General features: G+C 42.6%; 17 protein-coding genes and 1 pseudogene. 9 read left to right on the top strand and 9 right to left on the bottom strand.

The window, feature by feature from the left end:
* The coding region (locus ACM0OR_RS18210) for a WD40 repeat domain-containing protein (protein ID WP_414577834.1) at positions 1–474 on the top strand (474 nt) is incomplete at its 5' end.
* Between the two features lie 296 nt (positions 475–770).
* On the opposite strand, the gene ACM0OR_RS18205 is transcribed toward ACM0OR_RS18210, so the two are convergent.
* The 3 genes from ACM0OR_RS18205 to ACM0OR_RS18195 form a co-directional block, all read right to left on the bottom strand.
* Complete coding sequence (locus ACM0OR_RS18205) at positions 771–1,175, bottom strand: type II toxin-antitoxin system VapC family toxin (protein WP_414574868.1); 405 nt, start codon at positions 1,173–1,175, stop codon at positions 771–773.
* Entirely contained in the window at positions 1,166–1,366 is a 201-nt protein-coding gene (locus ACM0OR_RS18200) for a hypothetical protein (RefSeq protein WP_414574867.1), read from the bottom strand. Before ACM0OR_RS18200 ends, ACM0OR_RS18205 begins: the two co-directional genes overlap by 10 nt.
* A 106-nt stretch (positions 1,367–1,472) precedes the next feature.
* Positions 1,473–1,700, bottom strand: a complete 228-nt coding sequence (locus ACM0OR_RS18195) for a hypothetical protein (RefSeq protein WP_414574866.1) — start codon at positions 1,698–1,700, stop codon at positions 1,473–1,475.
* A 234-nt stretch (positions 1,701–1,934) separates the two neighbouring features.
* Between ACM0OR_RS18195 and ACM0OR_RS18190 the strand changes: the two genes are divergently transcribed.
* The 4 genes from ACM0OR_RS18190 to ACM0OR_RS18175 all read left to right on the top strand — a co-directional run bounded on the left by ACM0OR_RS18190 (position 1,935) and on the right by ACM0OR_RS18175 (position 3,714).
* Positions 1,935–2,153 (top strand): DUF1902 domain-containing protein, encoded by a 219-nt coding sequence (locus ACM0OR_RS18190; RefSeq protein ID WP_414574875.1) that lies wholly within the window; start codon positions 1,935–1,937, stop codon positions 2,151–2,153.
* A 224-nt stretch (positions 2,154–2,377) separates the two neighbouring features.
* Complete coding sequence (locus ACM0OR_RS18185) at positions 2,378–2,980, top strand: MBL fold metallo-hydrolase (RefSeq protein WP_237988324.1); 603 nt, start codon at positions 2,378–2,380, stop codon at positions 2,978–2,980.
* Between the two features lie 69 nt (positions 2,981–3,049).
* Complete coding sequence (locus ACM0OR_RS18180) at positions 3,050–3,364, top strand: DUF433 domain-containing protein (protein WP_414574865.1); 315 nt, start codon at positions 3,050–3,052, stop codon at positions 3,362–3,364.
* A complete protein-coding gene (locus tag ACM0OR_RS18175) occupies positions 3,364–3,714 on the top strand; it encodes a DUF5615 family PIN-like protein (RefSeq protein ID WP_414574864.1) in 351 nt (116 codons plus the stop codon). Before ACM0OR_RS18180 ends, ACM0OR_RS18175 begins: the two co-directional genes overlap by 1 nt.
* Before the next feature lie 127 nt (positions 3,715–3,841).
* On the opposite strand, the gene ACM0OR_RS18170 is transcribed toward ACM0OR_RS18175, so the two are convergent.
* On the bottom strand, positions 3,842–4,219 hold the full coding sequence (locus tag ACM0OR_RS18170; RefSeq protein ID WP_414574863.1) for a CpcT/CpeT family chromophore lyase: 378 nt from the start codon (positions 4,217–4,219) through the stop codon (positions 3,842–3,844).
* Positions 4,220–4,364: 145 nt separating this feature from the next.
* Here ACM0OR_RS18170 and ACM0OR_RS18165 point away from each other — a divergent pair.
* Positions 4,365–4,625, top strand: a pseudogene (locus ACM0OR_RS18165) (IS66 family transposase); the annotation flags it as partial.
* A gap of 116 nt (positions 4,626–4,741) precedes the next feature.
* Here the strand turns inward: ACM0OR_RS18165 and ACM0OR_RS18160 are convergent.
* From ACM0OR_RS18160 to ACM0OR_RS18145, 4 genes are all read right to left on the bottom strand, one after another.
* The gene (locus ACM0OR_RS18160; RefSeq protein ID WP_414574862.1) at positions 4,742–6,802 is read right to left on the bottom strand and encodes a ribonuclease catalytic domain-containing protein; all 2,061 of its coding nucleotides are present in this window, start codon (positions 6,800–6,802) and stop codon (positions 4,742–4,744) included.
* Positions 6,803–7,022: 220 nt separating this feature from the next.
* Positions 7,023–7,238: a 30S ribosomal protein S18 gene (rpsR, locus tag ACM0OR_RS18155; protein WP_190700641.1), complete on the bottom strand. Its 216-nt coding sequence runs from the start codon at positions 7,236–7,238 to the stop codon at positions 7,023–7,025.
* 2 nt (positions 7,239–7,240) lie between these two features.
* A complete protein-coding gene (rpmG, locus tag ACM0OR_RS18150) occupies positions 7,241–7,435 on the bottom strand; it encodes a 50S ribosomal protein L33 (protein ID WP_190700638.1) in 195 nt (64 codons plus the stop codon).
* Positions 7,436–7,478: 43 nt separating this feature from the next.
* Entirely contained in the window at positions 7,479–8,036 is a 558-nt protein-coding gene (locus ACM0OR_RS18145) for an RDD family protein (RefSeq protein ID WP_190700636.1), read from the bottom strand.
* A gap of 344 nt (positions 8,037–8,380) precedes the next feature.
* On the opposite strand from ACM0OR_RS18145, the gene glp reads away from it, so the two are divergent.
* The gene (gene glp, locus ACM0OR_RS18140) at positions 8,381–9,613 is read left to right on the top strand and encodes a gephyrin-like molybdotransferase Glp (RefSeq protein WP_414574861.1); all 1,233 of its coding nucleotides are present in this window, start codon (positions 8,381–8,383) and stop codon (positions 9,611–9,613) included.
* An 86-nt stretch (positions 9,614–9,699) separates the two neighbouring features.
* Here the strand turns inward: glp and ACM0OR_RS18135 are convergent, their stop codons facing one another.
* Complete coding sequence (locus tag ACM0OR_RS18135; protein ID WP_414574860.1) at positions 9,700–11,217, bottom strand: phenylacetate--CoA ligase family protein; 1,518 nt, start codon at positions 11,215–11,217, stop codon at positions 9,700–9,702.
* Positions 11,218–11,325: 108 nt separating this feature from the next.
* Here ACM0OR_RS18135 and ACM0OR_RS18130 point away from each other — a divergent pair, with 108 nt between their 5' ends.
* Both ACM0OR_RS18130 and ACM0OR_RS18125 read left to right on the top strand, forming a co-directional pair.
* Entirely contained in the window at positions 11,326–13,026 is a 1,701-nt protein-coding gene (locus tag ACM0OR_RS18130) for a protein kinase domain-containing protein (protein WP_414574859.1), read from the top strand.
* A 51-nt stretch (positions 13,027–13,077) separates the two neighbouring features.
* Positions 13,078–15,078: a protein kinase domain-containing protein gene (locus ACM0OR_RS18125; RefSeq protein ID WP_414574858.1), complete on the top strand. Its 2,001-nt coding sequence runs from the start codon at positions 13,078–13,080 to the stop codon at positions 15,076–15,078.
* Positions 15,079–15,080 lie beyond the last annotated feature (2 nt).

Raw genomic sequence — 15,080 nt, 5'->3', positions numbered from 1 at the left:
TCTGTCGCCATGAGCAGGGATGGGCAGACGATTGTCAGTGGAGGTAAAGACGGTATGGTGCGGTTGTGGAATCTCCAAGGTCTGCCCTTGGCTGCACCCTTCCGTGGTCATCAAGGTAGGGTCTATTCTATCGCCATCAGCAGGGATGGGCAGACGATTGTCAGTGGGGGTGAAGATATCACAGTGCGGTTGTGGAATCTCCAAGGTCTGCCCTTGGCTGAACCCTTCCGTGGTCATCAGGGTGAGGTCTATTGTGTCGGCATTAGCGCGGATGGGCAGACGATTGTCAGTAGGGATGGTGACGGCACAGTGCAGTTGTGGGATGGAGACTGGCGTGCGTGGTTGCAAGTTTGCTGCGATAAGTTGCGTTATCATCCCATCTTCACAAATCCGCAAACTGAGGAGGCAAAAGCCGCTTGCGAAGTCTGCCGTAAATATGTTTGGAGTCAAGAAGCAGATAAAACCAGCAAGTAAGAAGAAATTAACACGAAACATGAAGTTCTAACCTGCAACGTTGAGCCTTAGAACTGTAAGTTTCGAGATAAAAACACTAAACTCCGAGTTCGGAAATCGAAACTTCAAGCTTGGAACTCGACATTTCAAGTTCAGAACACGAAACTTTGTGCTTGGAACTCGGAACACCAAGCTGAGAACATGGAACTTCGAGCTTTGAGGTGCAATTATAATGAGTGAAAAGCGATCGCCCAGTGTAGCGTTACTTCGGATTATCTTCTATTTGAGTTTCTTGCTCATATTTTGCGATCGCTTCTTCAATGATTTTGCTTGGGAATTACCTGAATCAGTCCAGTTTGAAAGATTGCATCATAAGTGATAATGGGTAAACTTTCGAGTTCCGCTTGAGCCATAATCATGCGATCAAAAGGATCTCGATGGACAATTGGTAGGCTTCCGGCTCTGATTGCATGGGCTGAAGTGATGGCAAGTTCCACAAATCTTGCCTGATGTAATATCTGTGAATATTGCTCAACGAGTTGTTTTGCTTCTGATAATTTACCAATGCGGTATTTGGTGGCAATTTCCCAAGGGGATGCACTGCTAACGAAAATGCGATTATCGGGATTGCGAATGATATTTCGGCAGTCTGTATCGAGTTTTGGATCATCAAAGAGCCACCATAATAGGATATGTGTATCAATCAGGTAGCTCATTCCCATTGCTGAAGTTCCTCTTCTGGTAATGGCTCAAAAAAAGCATCGCTGAGTTTTCCAGCTAGTATTCCTGGGGTGCGGGGCTGGGCAGCTTCTCGATCTAAACCTAAGCGAAAGTGGTGAACTATATCATAAATTTCTGCAAGTTTTTCTTCGGGGATTTCTTGCAGTTCTTGGACAATTTTCTGAATCAGCATAAGTCAAACCCTCGGTATTTTGTGTTTAATTGAACGATAACGTTTAGCAAGTTCTCGTAGATCCTTTTTAAAACGAGGAGTAAGAGCGATTTGAATCGCTGGTGGTTCACTCTGCATCAATACCTTCCCACATTTCTGAGAGGGGTATAGTTTGTCCACTCAATGCCTCTTTTATGCCTTGGTGAATGCCTTCAATTACTATTTCAGTGGGTGTTTCCTCAGCCGATGAATCTCTCTCTAAATTTATGCGAAAGCTATGAATTAGCTCATAAATTTCTGCTAATTTATCTTCGGGAATATCTCGCAGTTCTTGGATAATTTTATCAATCAACATAAATCAAATTCTCTGTTTGTTGCTGATTAATTATCAATAAGTTCGGCGTGGCTTTTAGCTTCATTTATTATCGCTCATCTTCACTGTATTGAGATAAAAACAGGAATTTTTGAGATGGGAACACCAATATCCGAGATTTGATCTGCAATCATGGTGTGTAAAGAGCGATCGCTGCCATAATTACTAATGTAGCTGTGAATATTTTAAACTGAACTAATTCTTAAGCAGTCGATGATGACACAAATCACATTTAAGGTGGACGCATTTTGGGATTCTGAAGCTGAAGTCTGGGTCGCCACTAGTGATGATGTGCCTGGATTGGTGACAGAAGCTTCTACGATAGAGATTCTGGCGCAAAAACTGCGGGTAATCATTCCAGAACTCTTGATTTTGAATCAAGTGCTGATCAGCAAATCATATAGCGGTTTGCAGTTGAGTCCAATACAGACCTAACCCCCAACCCCTTCCCTTGTGGGAAGGGGAGTAAGTTTCAAAGCCTCTCTCCTTGTAGGAGAGAGGTTTGGAGAGAGGTCAGAGTATATTGCATATAAATGAGAATCGCTATAAATGCGATCGCCTGCATATCCCTGATTTGATATACCAAAACAGCTTTGAATGGTAGATTATTGATGCTGACCTATGAATAAATCTATCAAAGCTATAGAGCCAGAATTATTATGAAATTTCTACACCGTCCTGATCTATATGGCTGGTCTCATTTCAACCCGGCGAGAAATATTGATTTCAATGGGATTGCCTGGATTCGTCCCGGTGGTAACATCTTGATTGATCCTGTGGCTCTATCAAATCATGATTGGAATCACTTAGAATCCTTGGGTGGTGTGGATTGGATTATCATCACCAACTCAGACCATATTCGGTCAGCTAAGGAAATCGCTGATCAAACCTATGCGAAGATAGCCGCGCCTATGGGAGAAAAAGAGTCTTTTCCCTTAATGTGCGATCGCTGGTTAGCTGATGGTGATGAGTTTGTCCCCGGACTAAAGGTGCTGGAAATGCAAGGTTCTAAAACTCCGGGAGAGTTGGTACTGTTACTAGAAGAAACTACCTTGATTACCGGGGATTTGGTGCGAGCCTACAAAGCTGGTAGTTTAGGTATCCTACCCTATGACAAGCTGCTGAATAAAGCCGAGGCTGTGGCTTCAGTTCGCAGATTAGCAGCCTTGGAGAAAGTAGAAACTGTATTAGTCGGTGATGGTTGGTCAGTGTTTAGAGATGGACGCGATCGCTTAAAGGAACTAGTGGCGACTTTGGGATAAATTGGAGGCTAGCCTGATTTTGATAAGCTCTGTGATAGATTGAGATTTTAGATAGCTGAAAAGACTGCAATGACCTCTCAAATAACTTACCCTCACATAGAAAAGCCAGAGAGTCAGCCTGCTTACTTACAAAGACTTCCTCGTATCCGAGTCGCTCAAATTGTCATGGATTATTTAGCGTATGGCTGGTCAGTGGAGGAGATATGCCGTCAACATCCTTATTTACACCCGGCTGAAGCCTACGCAGCAATGGGGTATTATTTTGACCATCAAGAGGAAATTGACAGCGAAATTAGTGCTGAATGGGAACAAGCACAGCAATCTAAAGTTCAGGCTACAGCCTCTCCTTTTGTTGTGCGAATGAAAGCTAAGGGACTTTTATAGTGACAGTTCAGCTATACATGGATGTTCATGTTCCCCAAGCCATAACTGATCAACTCCGTCGCCGTGGTGTAGATGTTATCACGGCAATTGAGGATAACGCAGATGAATTACCCGATGATGAACTTTTAGAACGTGTTCGACTGCTAGGAAAGGTAATTTTCACTCAAGATATTCGTTTCAAAGCAATGGCTGAAGAGTGGCAACGCCAAGGCAAACCATTTACGGGGCTAATTTTTGGACATCAGTTGGGAGGTACAATTGGGCAGTACGTCAAAGATTTAGAGCTAATTTCACAGGTTTCTGAGCCGGATGAGTGGTTGAATACGGTTGAATACTTACCCTTGCAATAACTAAAAACCTGATTTTGCGTGTTTCGAGATGGCCGCGATCGCTTAAAGGAACTAGTGGCGACGTTGTCAGCTTGATATAATATCGCCCACATCCTAAATCTGATTTTGATCTGTGGACGAAGTAAAATTACTTAGAATGCTTCTTGGATTTGTGTTTAAATTTACTAGAAATAGCTTTTTTTGATTCCCAAAGACCAACCGCCAGTATTCCTAACATCAATGAGGGTTCAGGAATGGGATAAACTCGGCGAAACTTAATAGGTGTATCAACTTCTAAAACACCTTGAGCGTTGAAAATCTGATCTAAAGAATCGATCCGATCCGCCCAGACAGTGACATTAGAAACCACTCTCAACCCAAAACCTGCTGGACAGCCATTAGGTTCGTTACTACCTTTGTAATAGTCAGTCTCTTGCCAAATAAGGTTCAAGTCACAACTGGTTATTGGCAAATTACTAGTTGGTATTTTTCGCGTAGACTGAGGTGCGTTACATAAACCTCGCACAAAAGTATTGTCTAAGATTCCTCTGGGTATGATTCTATTCTTTTTAAGGGACTTATCATTATTAATACTCGCTTTTTTATCTTCTCTGTTTATTTTCCTATAAAATTTATTTTAAAGATAGGTCTATTGTTGCGGCTTCTTTCATTATGTTGATGATGTTTTACGGTTTTTGACACAACTGGATGTTCCGTTTACCAATAATCAAGCAGAACGTGACTTGCGGATGATGAAGTGTAAGCAGAAAATTTCCGGTGGTTTTCGCTCCTTCGATTTTGCGGTTTCATTTGCCAATATTCGTTCTTTTCTTTCCACTGCATCTAAGCGTGGTCTTAATCTATTGGAAGTTATTACTGATGCGTTACTTGGTAATGTCTCTGTTTTCCTTTCCTCAAATCCTAGTAGCTAGGCAGTTACATTTACTACAATATCTTCAACTCAAAGTATGCTAGAAAATGATTACTTCTAATCGCTATTGCTTAATTTAGATTCATAAATCTCAAAAAGCAATTATTCAGGTAAAACTCAATTTGTTGCTATCTGAGCTTCTTGATAAATTATCTCTTGGAATTGAATCACATCTTTTTGCGGGTCAGAGATGCTAACTTTTACACATACCTGTTCCCCCAGGTTGACTGAACGTTTGAAGATCATTGGTAACTGTAAACCCAAGTCTTCTATCAGGATGAGTGCTAAGTTACTGTCTTCCCGTAGCCACATTAAAACTGTGACTGGCCAAATCTGCTCTGGATGACGGCGTAAATACTCTAATGCCCAGTATCTATTGGTTTGCCGTTCTACCATTGTCACCTCTTGGGTGGTGCTGGTGACAGTCATCATCACTTCTTTGAGTTGTTCGGCACTAAAGGGCAGAACTTCCCCCCGCAGGTGGGCTTTAAGTTGAAAGTGAGTCAGCAAATCACTATAACGACGAATGGGAGAAGTTGCTTGAGTATAAGTATTCAAGCCTAAACCAGCGTGACGCACAGGAGTAATACTCATTTCACTCTTGGGCATACAACGCCGCATCGCACAGGAACGGACAAATCCTGCCGGTAGCAAGAGTAATTCTTCGTCTGGGGGTAATTCTGGCTGTGGCTGACCGCGAAAGGGTAAGGGAATGTTGTGTTCTTGACCGTAACGGGCTGCAACTTCTCCAGCCAGAATCATCATTTCTGCTACTAAATGCCGCGATAGGGAATCATCTAAGATGTCGATACTAATATCGTCATCTTTAACTTTAATCATCGCCTCTGGCATATTAATGCTGATTGCACCTTGATTGTAACGCCAAACTTTCCGCTTCTTTGCCCAAGTGGCGATCGCCGCAATTTCTGGTTCTGCTTGTACTCCTAATTGCAACATCTCATCTACATCTTCGTAGGTGAGGCGGTAGGTAGGTTTAATTAAACTGGGATGAATGGTGTAATCTTCTACTCCACCATGAGCATCTAAAATAATCCCAAAGCTCAAAGCACAACAGACTTTTCCCTGTACCAAACTCATTGGCCCAGTTGCCAATACCTCTGGAAACATGGGAACCATGCCAGTAGGTAAATATACGGTACTACCCCGTTTTCTCGCTTCTAGGTCTAAGTCATCTTCTGGTGCTAACCAACGGGTGGGGTCGGCAATATGCACCCACAGTCTTTCTCTGCCATCTGATACTTGTTCCCAACTCAGTCCATCGTCGATTTCAGTGGTGCTTTCATCATCTATTGTGTAGACCTTCAGATGGGTCAAATCAAGGCGATTTGTATCTGAGTCTGTTGGCAGATCATCCAAACGCTGTTGCGCCACTTCTAATACCTTGCTAGGAAACTGGACGGGAATCGCAGAACGACGCAGGAATAAATTCTCAGTCGCACTCCACCACCCCAAATCTACCAATAATTGAAATGCTCCTTGGGGGGTTGCAGGTCGCCCCAGCATATTCATTGTTTCTAAAACTGGGGCTGGTGGGGGATAGGCACGGGCTAGGGAATCATAGTTGACTCCCACCCTGACAATATCCGCCAACAGTGCTGCGTACTTTTCTAAAGCTTCTAAACGTTGGCGGTCATGTCGTTGCCACTCGACGGCTTCACCTTGCAGTGCTTGTTCTACTCGGACTAAAAATTCCTGCTGTCCCCTAGCTTTGAGGGCTTCTACTTCTATTTGGTGTTTGCGTTCTGCTACTTGCGCCGTCGTTCTCGGCTCGTAAGCATCACCTTTTTGCTTGAAATAGAGTTTGTCATCTGATAGTAGGCAATGGGCAGCGTAACAAGAGGCTGATTCTGATTCGGAAAACAGCAGATTAGCCATTTGGGATGGTGTGACTGTTTCCCCATCTTCTACCAACAATTCCCAAGCCACTTCCAAGCTAGAGGGGTCTAAATAAGGCTTGACCTCTTCTAAAAAGGCTGGAATTTCCGATGACTTGTAAGTTTTACCGTTAACTGTATATGTAATTTGTCTAGGCGCGAGGCTGTGGGATTGACCGCGTTCATCTACCACAAACCAACGGGTCTTTCCGTCTGGACGGTCTATCACGCCCAAACGGCGATCGCCTTGAACCCTAAATTCAACTAGCGTCCCCTTCTCCACAACTCTCGCTATTATTATTGGTTAACAAATAAGTTTTAGATTTTGGAGTTGAATAATTGCTACTTAACCCAAAATCTCATGATTTTAACTGTAGAACAAGATTTTATCACTGACTGAGATTTTAGATTGTGGACTCAGACAATCTAAAGCTACATATCACCATTTATGTAGCTTTTCCCGCTCATCCAAAATCTAAAATTCTCGCCACTGACTCAAAAAATTAGGCTTCCGCATTAATAAATGGCAACAATGCCACAATCCGCGCCCTTTTAATCGCTAATGTCAATTCTCGCTGCTGTTGACAAGTCAATCCCGTGATCCGACGTGGCAATATCTTACCGCGCTCAGTTACAAACTTCCGCAATAAGTCAACATCTTTGTAATCAATTGGTTCTCCAGGCTTAATTGGAGACAAACGCCGACGATAATAACTCATCTTTACTTGATTTCCTTGTGAACGGTATGTTTATTGCAGTGGGTGCAGAACTTAGCAAGTTCTAAGCGGTTGGTAGTGTTACGACGGTTCTTAGTTGTTGTATACCGTGAAACACCAGGGGATCTTTTGTCTGGATTTGTCCGACACTCAGTGCATTCTAGTGTCACTATGATGCGGACACCTTTACTTTTAGCCATAATCTTACAAACAATAAAGCCTGAAGAGAATTAACACAAATAACTATCTTCTCACATTTCGGCGCAAAGTTCCAACTAATCGTTTAATTTTTAAGTCTAACGAGTAGCCCCGACGCGACGAAACAATGAAAGTTCCAGCATAACGGTCGTGCAAAGCTTGGCGCATCTGGGTATCAGATAACGCTGCACTACAGTCAATTGCTAGGGGAATCACTAGCAGTATAGCAGTGGGATTGGCACTAATATTGCCCAAGGCAACAGATACCAAAATTGCCCCAAAGCAAATTATAGCTTCTCTTTTAAATAGTGCTAGCAATTGGGGAATTCTGCCGACAACTTGTCCGTCTTCTACTTCTAGCACTTTTAAGTCAAACGCCCACCGCCCTAAACTTTGCCCTTTGTTGTTGAATACCACTAGTACCCGCAAAATTAGCCAACCGAAGATAAACACTAAAATTTGGATGAATTGAATACTACCTTGATTACTTCCCAATAGAGAACTGACTAGCCAGACAACGAGAAAATCCAATCCCAAGGCCATACCGCGCCGATTAATCTCAGCTTTGGGATAGTGTTTTTGAGGAACTCGTTCGATAGTCATAGAGATTGGGGATTGGGTATTAGAGGGTAATTTTAAAGTTTGTAGTAAGAACTTTAGTTCTTATTCTGCGCTGTTTTAAAGCACCCTAGGATTTAATGTTTACTTGATAAATCATAAGCAAAAAAATTGTAGGTTGGGTTAAGCGCAGCGCAACCCAACATTGATCTCGGATAACCAATATGGATCTTGGTGTTGGGTTTCCTTCCGTCAAACGCCACTCGCCCCAAGCCGGGAGACCCGTCCAAGGCGGTGGCTTCCCAACCTACATATAATGCACAAAATTAGGCGTGTTAATCCATTTACGATTGAATGTTGACTAAAATCAATAATTTGAGGCGATCGCTATGTTATCAGTCAGGGATGCAGCAGATATTATTTTTAATTTAGTTCAACCACTAGATAGCCAACAAGATACAGAGGTTGTAGATTTATTTGCCGCCAATGGGCGCATTTTAGCAACGCCTGTCACCAGTCCTCTGGATTTTCCTCATTGGGATAATTCGGCGATGGATGGCTACGCGGTACGTTATGAAGATGTCCAAAATGCTAACGCCGAACAACCAGTAAAGTTAGAAATTATTGCAGAAATTCCCGCAGGCTATCAACCAAAGTCTACCCTAAAACCAGGACAAGCCGCGCGAATTTTTACCGGGGCAGTAATGCCCAAGGGTGCGGATACTGTAGTCATGCAAGAGAAGACGCGCCGGGAAGATAACTGTGTTTTGGTTCTCACTGCATCCCAACCAGGGGAATTTGTCAGACGCAAAGCCGCTTATTACCAATCAGGTACACAATTATTACCAGCCGGGATTAGGTTAAATGCGGCGGAAATTGCCGTGTTAGCAGCAGCCCAGTGTCCGCAAGTCAGGATTTACCGTCGTCCTCGTGTGGCAATTTTTTCTACAGGGGATGAATTGGTGACAGTTAATCAACCTTTACAACCAGGACAAATTGTTGATTCTAATCAGTATGCTTTAGCTGCTTTAGTGCGACAAATGGGGGCAGAACCGATATTATTAGGCATTGTTAAGGATAACCCAGCAGCTTTAGAAGCAACAATTCAGCAAGCTATCGCTAACGCCGATATAGTGATTTCTTCTGGTGGTGTTTCTGTGGGAGATTATGACTACGTTGATAAAATTCTGGATTCATTGGGTGCGACAATTCATATCCGTTCTGTAGCCATGCGCCCAGGAAAACCCCTCACAGTCGCCACTTTCTCCCAGTTCCCTATATATTTCGGTTTACCAGGAAATCCGGCGGCGGTGTTGGTGACTTTCTGGCGATTTGTGCAACCAGTCATCAAGAAACTGGGGGGACTGGCTGGGGGTTGGGAAGCAGAATTAGTGAAAGTGCGATCGCATGATGAATTGCGATCGGACGGGAAGCGGGAAACTTATATTTGGGGACGGTTGTGTTTAATTGATGGAGTTTATGAATTTCACCAAGCTGGTGGTAGTCATAGTTCTGGGAATTTAATTAATTTGGCTCAAACTAATGCTTTGGCTGTGCTGCCGGTAGGTCAAAGATTAATTTTACCGGGGGAAGAGGTGCGAGTTTTACAAATATTCGGATGATTTATTCACGCAGTAGACGCTTTGCGGCTTCCCGCAGGGTGGCGCGGAGGCGCAGAGAGAGAAAAGAGAGAAAAGAGCGTTTTGGATTATTTTCTTGTGTAACGATGTTTGACTCCGATGGGGAAGTATTCGCGATCGCCCATTGGTGCTAATGTGATTTGGGGTGTTTGGTATTCTTTGGGGACGTAGTTGGCAAATTCGCCGTTAAGTCGCAACAATTGGGTGAGAATTGAGGTTGCTATGGTTTGGCGTTTGTCTTCAGAACCTTCAACATCTGTTGCTAATTCTACAACTACAGATAAAAAGCGGTTTTTGTCGGTGTCTTCTTTTACCTGCAAGACGAATTTACCTGTCACCCACTCTTTAATGACTGGTTGTTCTAATCCTACTGTCACATTTTCGGGGTAAATATTTGCGCCAAAATAGGAGACTGTAAAGTTAGATCGTCCGAAGACGTAGACGAAGGGTAGTTGATGAATACCTCTAGGTGGTTGCTGGGTGTGAGGAGTAAGATTTTCCAGTGGGTTAAATCCCCAATCGGCTAAGAACTGGAGCATGGCATCATAACTAATGATTCCGCCAGTGTCTAAGATGTTGTACCGTATTAGGGGAATACCGTTATTTCCAGAAAACAATAATTGCCCGTTCTGGACTTCAAAAAAGCGGCTAACCGGGTCATACTGCACTAGTGTAGGTAAACGTGATTCCCCAAATAAAGCTTTTGCAGCTTCGGGATTTTGTGCTAAAAAGCGGCGAATGCAAATACTTAATGGTGTCTCATTGCCCAACACCCCTGCATCAGCTGTACCGTAAAGTGATGCTGAATCGTAGCAGGGATTTTGAGAACCCACCCTTTCACCTACTAAACTCCGCCATTCTTCACTGAATACTTCACCCGCCATGACAAATTTCATCTGGTAGCGTTGCCACTCTACACCACGGGCAATACCTGTATCAATTACATCTTTTAGAAATGGTGGATATCCCAATAAAACCACCTGTGCAAAATTCCCGCCGAGTTCCTGCACTACGCGCAATATGTCTTCTTTATTGTTACCGGGGGTAATAACGGTAATGGGGTAGCCTTTGCTAGCAAGATAACGACAGCAATTTGTAGTGAACATCCCACCTACCCAAGTTCCTAGAGTAAAGCAAATGACTGCAAGGGTGGGTTTGGTATCGGCGGCGAAACTGTCGTGAAAAATTTGCTCAAAGCGTGTAGCAATTTGGAGTTCATCAGTGAAGAACCGAGGCCAGAATGTGGGTTTCCCTGTAGAACCAGAGGAAGCCGCTATCATATCGCAACCCTCTAGCTGTCCATTGCGGCATAAATCAGCGAGAGGATAACGTGAGATATAATTTTCTTTAGCGATCGCTGGAATTTTCTGAAAATCACCCCAACTTTCAATCGTATCTGGCTGAATTTCCCTTTCTGCTAAAAAAGCCTGATAAGCAGGGACATTAGCAGCCACATCATGAAACAAATCCAAGACAGCCGATTCCCCAGAAGAGTTGATATGCTGCTGTAACAAATCCTCTAGAGGGGTAGACACAAAATCTTCCCATACCTTGATTACTTGCTGTCCTCTTGATTTGTGTTTCATAATTAGTCACCTGTCACCTGTCACCTGTCACCTTCTTAAAAGAATATTCGTAAATTGAAGCATATTAGTTGTAGTAATTAAAAAAACCCTCATCTATCCTTCAGCACCATGCAAGTCTATTGCAGTAAAAAACACGCTAATAATAGCAGTAATCATTTTTGCATTCATTGCGGTGAACCTTTGTCTATTACTGTTGGACAAGTTATAGACAATCGTTATCGGCTGGTTCGTCAAATAGGACAGGGTGGTTTTGGACGTACTTATCTAGCTGAGGATAAAAAGAAATCTAATCAAACCTGTGTTTTGAAGGAATTTGCACCCCAAGTCACAGAAAAACAGGATTTACAAAAGGCTAAGGAGTTGTTTGAGCGAGAAGCAAACGTCCTCAAAAAACTTCATCATCCCCAGATTCCCATGTTTCACGCTTCACTACAAGTAAAAATGGGGAATCAGGATTTTTTCTTTTTAGTGCAAGACTATGTAGAAGGCGATAATTTTGACCAAATATTAGAACAACGCCAAAGTCAAGGGAAAACTTTTACAGAAGCAGAAGTTATCACTTTATTACAACAACTTTTACCTGTTTTATCCTATATTCACTCTTTAGATGTAGTTCACCGCGATATTTCTCCTGATAATTTAATTTGGCGGCGTTCTGATAATTTACCTGTACTGATTGACTTTGGTGGTGTGAAGCAATTACCAGCTTCTCAGGGTTTTTGGTTTACTAAGTTGGCTGTCAATCATACTCTGTTGGGTAAAAAAGGCTACGCGCCAGAAGAACAATTACGACAAGGAAAGGTATATTTCAACAGTGATTTATATTCTTTGGCGGTGACAGCGTTAGTTTTATTGACAGGGAAAGAACCGCAAAAACTATACGACAGCTATCAAGGAATTTGGCGTTGGGGTAGGGAAATTAATGTCAGCTTTAAGCTAGAAGCTGTGTTAAAAAAGATGTTGGCGTATAAACCAAGCGATCGCTATCAAAATGCTGATCTAATTCTCAAAGATTTACCATCACCAGATGTGACTAAACCACCTGTGACTCATCTTACCAAGATCAAGACAATGATAGTTGCCCCTGGACGTAAAGCAGGGGTAATCGTTAGTAAATTCCATAACAAAACTCAAGCCGTAGCCCAAAAGTTACCTCTCCCTGGTTGGCTACGTCCTTTTGCAGTCAGTTTTGGGGGAACGGCTTTAATTATATTGACTGGTGCAGGGACTTTTGCGGTAGTAAACTCACTGATTCGAGGTGTCTCTTCAATCACTCCACCACAAATTTCTTTACCCCAAATACCATCGTTATCTAGTCCTACTAGTCAACCAGTTAGTGACAAAAATAAAATTACCCTGAGTCAAGTTTTAAGTCGTCGCCAACAATTAGAAATTCCTGAACCCTTTTTTACCCGGACAGTAGACGGCTTATTCCATACCCAAAAACCAGAGTTAAACGGACGTAGCCTCACTTCTAACCCAGAAGATGCAGGTTTGCGAGATGAATGGTCTGCCGTCGCTAGCGATTTATTGAATAAAATAGAACAGGCTAAACTCAGTACAGCAACTCGCCGTCAACTGGGAAGCTATACAGAGAGAGATTATCAAACTTGGAGACGACAAGCTCGTTCTGGACAACTAGGAAATTACACAGTCAGCGATTTAAATAAGGATACCAATCAAAAATTTGATCAGTTGTTTCCAGGTCAAGACCGTGGGAAACTGAATCAACGGACTTTAGGTCAAGTTTGGTATGCGATCGCAGATGAACAAGTGAAAAATAGGGGACAGATGAGAGGTGACAGGTGACAGTGAAGAAGATCAGGGAGAATTGAATTTTGCCTCAATGACTAATGAGTAATGAATAACATTCAACCAGGGCTAACTTTAGGCGATCGCTATGTGATTGTACGTCAAATCGGTCAGGGAGGATTTGGACGGACTTATTTAGCTGAAGATATTAACCGTTTTCGCGAACTTTGTGTTTTAAAGGAATTTTGTCCCCAAGTTCAAACAGACTACGTTTTACAAAAAGCAGAAGAACTATTTCAGCGTGAAGCTAGTGTTCTCTATAAGTTACAACATCCCCAAATTCCTCGCTTTCGGGAACAGTTTCACATTAATTTGGAAGGTAAAGAATATTTATTTTTAGTCCAAGATTATATAGAAGGACAAAATTATAGTTATTTATTAAATAGCCGTAAACAACAGGGTTTACGATTTACAGAATTAGAAATTAAGCAACTTTTACAGCAAATTTTACCAGTGTTGAATTATATCCATTCCTTGGGTGTGATTCATCGTGATATTTCGCCAGATAATTTAATTCTTCGCACTTTTGACCAGCTACCAATATTAATTGATTTTGGTGGTGTCAAACAAGTAGTAGCCGCCGTTGCTTCCCAATATTATCAACAGGGGATAGCTACACCGCCTCCAGTCGCTACCCTACTAGGTAAGGTGGGATTCGCACCACCAGAACAAATGCAAACCGGTGCAGTGTCTCCCCATAGTGATTTGTATGCTTTGGCGGTGACTGCAATAGTTTTATTGACGGGTAAACAACCCCAAGAATTAGTCGATAATTATAATCTTTCTTGGCAATGGCGAAGGGAAATTACCCTCAGTCCGCTATTAGGACAAGTATTAGATCAAATGTTAGCTCCTCGACCGGGCGATCGCTATCAGTCAGCCCAACAAGTTCTCGAAGCACTCAATTCTCCACCAGTACATTATCCCCCCACTCAAGCACCCATCCCCCCAGTCGCACCGACATCAGCAACTCTAGCTGTCTCGCCTACTCCCCCTATTGTTCCTATTCCCCCTGCTTCTCTTCCTCCCGAACCTAACAATCAATGGACATCAACTAAAACTTTTCTAGCAGTGTTGGTGTTAGTTACTACTGGGGGATTAATTTGGTGGGGAGTTGGCGGAAGAACTGGTAATCAAGTCATAGTCGATTCTACACCAACACCAACTATTACCCAGCCTACCAATCCTCTAGATAAATACTCGCCCACAGAACGACGACGCAAACAAAGATTAAGCGATCGCCGTCAACAATTAGGGATAGACTTTAATTTCTACGTTAATTTAGTCAATCAAAGTTTTTGGGAGCAAAATCCCAGTTTAAAGGGACGTACCCTCAGCGATGAACCAGAGGATGAAAGTTTACGGGGAGAATGGGATAAAATCGCTGGTGAATTACTCGAAAAGCTTGTACCATTAAGTACCAAAGCACGACGGCAATTAGGTACTTATACTGCCGCAGAACGCGATCGCTGGAAGGTGGATATCAATCAAGTTAATGTTAGTAGTCGCGCTTTGTATGATTTGGGTGATGCGGCTTTTTTTAACGCCTTCCCAAAACGAAAAGGACAAGACTTCATCAATCAGCCTATAGGACAAGTTTGGCACGCTTTTGTTAGTGACAAACTTAACGCCATCATTGCAGGTAGTGCTTTCCAAAAAATCGTTTTTGATCAAGATGCTATTAATAAAACTATCAGTGGTAATCTTAACCCTGGTGTGGGTAAAGTTTTTATTGCTGATTTAGCTCAAAATCAAACTTTAGATTTCCAACTACAAGCAAATCCCCAAGTTTTGTTATCAATTTATTCGCCTTCTGGGAAAATTATATTTTTAGAAGATTCTACGCAACGGACTTTAACAACAGAACTACCAGAATCGGGATTTTATGAATTTGTTGTGGTGTCCACTGCATCCACATCAGCAGATTATCAACTCAGCCTTACAGTCAAAAATCCCACCCCACCAGAACCAACACCAACTCCCACAGAAACACCCACACCCACACCCACAGAAACCCCGACAGAAACACCAACACCAACCCCTAATTAAAT

This window comes from Anabaena sp. CCY 9402-a, from assembly GCF_963920945.1.
GTDB classification, from domain to species: Bacteria; Cyanobacteriota; Cyanobacteriia; order Cyanobacteriales; family Nostocaceae; genus Trichormus; species Trichormus minutissimus.
Note: the sequence above shows the minus strand (reverse complement) of the source record. Positions and strands in the feature narration are given on the sequence as shown.

What these genes read in the sequence shown, in the direction of transcription:
- ACM0OR_RS18190 (WP_414574875.1), top strand. Translation starts at nt 1,935, where the DNA reads ATGACACAAATCACATTTAAGGTGGACGCATTTTGGGATTCTGAAGCT.
- ACM0OR_RS18130 (WP_414574859.1), top strand. Translation starts at nt 11,326, where the DNA reads ATGCAAGTCTATTGCAGTAAAAAACACGCTAATAATAGCAGTAATCAT.
- rpsR (WP_190700641.1), bottom strand. Translation starts at nt 7,238, where the DNA reads ATGAGTTATTATCGTCGGCGTTTGTCTCCAATTAAGCCTGGAGAACCA.
- ACM0OR_RS18125 (WP_414574858.1), top strand. Translation starts at nt 13,078, where the DNA reads ATGAATAACATTCAACCAGGGCTAACTTTAGGCGATCGCTATGTGATT.
- glp (WP_414574861.1), top strand. Translation starts at nt 8,381, where the DNA reads ATGTTATCAGTCAGGGATGCAGCAGATATTATTTTTAATTTAGTTCAA.
- ACM0OR_RS18185 (WP_237988324.1), top strand. Translation starts at nt 2,378, where the DNA reads ATGAAATTTCTACACCGTCCTGATCTATATGGCTGGTCTCATTTCAAC.
- ACM0OR_RS18195 (WP_414574866.1), bottom strand. Translation starts at nt 1,700, where the DNA reads ATGTTGATTGATAAAATTATCCAAGAACTGCGAGATATTCCCGAAGAT.
- rpmG (WP_190700638.1), bottom strand. Translation starts at nt 7,435, where the DNA reads ATGGCTAAAAGTAAAGGTGTCCGCATCATAGTGACACTAGAATGCACT.
- ACM0OR_RS18205 (WP_414574868.1), bottom strand. Translation starts at nt 1,175, where the DNA reads ATGGGAATGAGCTACCTGATTGATACACATATCCTATTATGGTGGCTC.
- ACM0OR_RS18200 (WP_414574867.1), bottom strand. Translation starts at nt 1,366, where the DNA reads ATGCTGATTCAGAAAATTGTCCAAGAACTGCAAGAAATCCCCGAAGAA.
- ACM0OR_RS18135 (WP_414574860.1), bottom strand. Translation starts at nt 11,217, where the DNA reads ATGAAACACAAATCAAGAGGACAGCAAGTAATCAAGGTATGGGAAGAT.
- ACM0OR_RS18145 (WP_190700636.1), bottom strand. Translation starts at nt 8,036, where the DNA reads ATGACTATCGAACGAGTTCCTCAAAAACACTATCCCAAAGCTGAGATT.
- ACM0OR_RS18180 (WP_414574865.1), top strand. Translation starts at nt 3,050, where the DNA reads ATGACCTCTCAAATAACTTACCCTCACATAGAAAAGCCAGAGAGTCAG.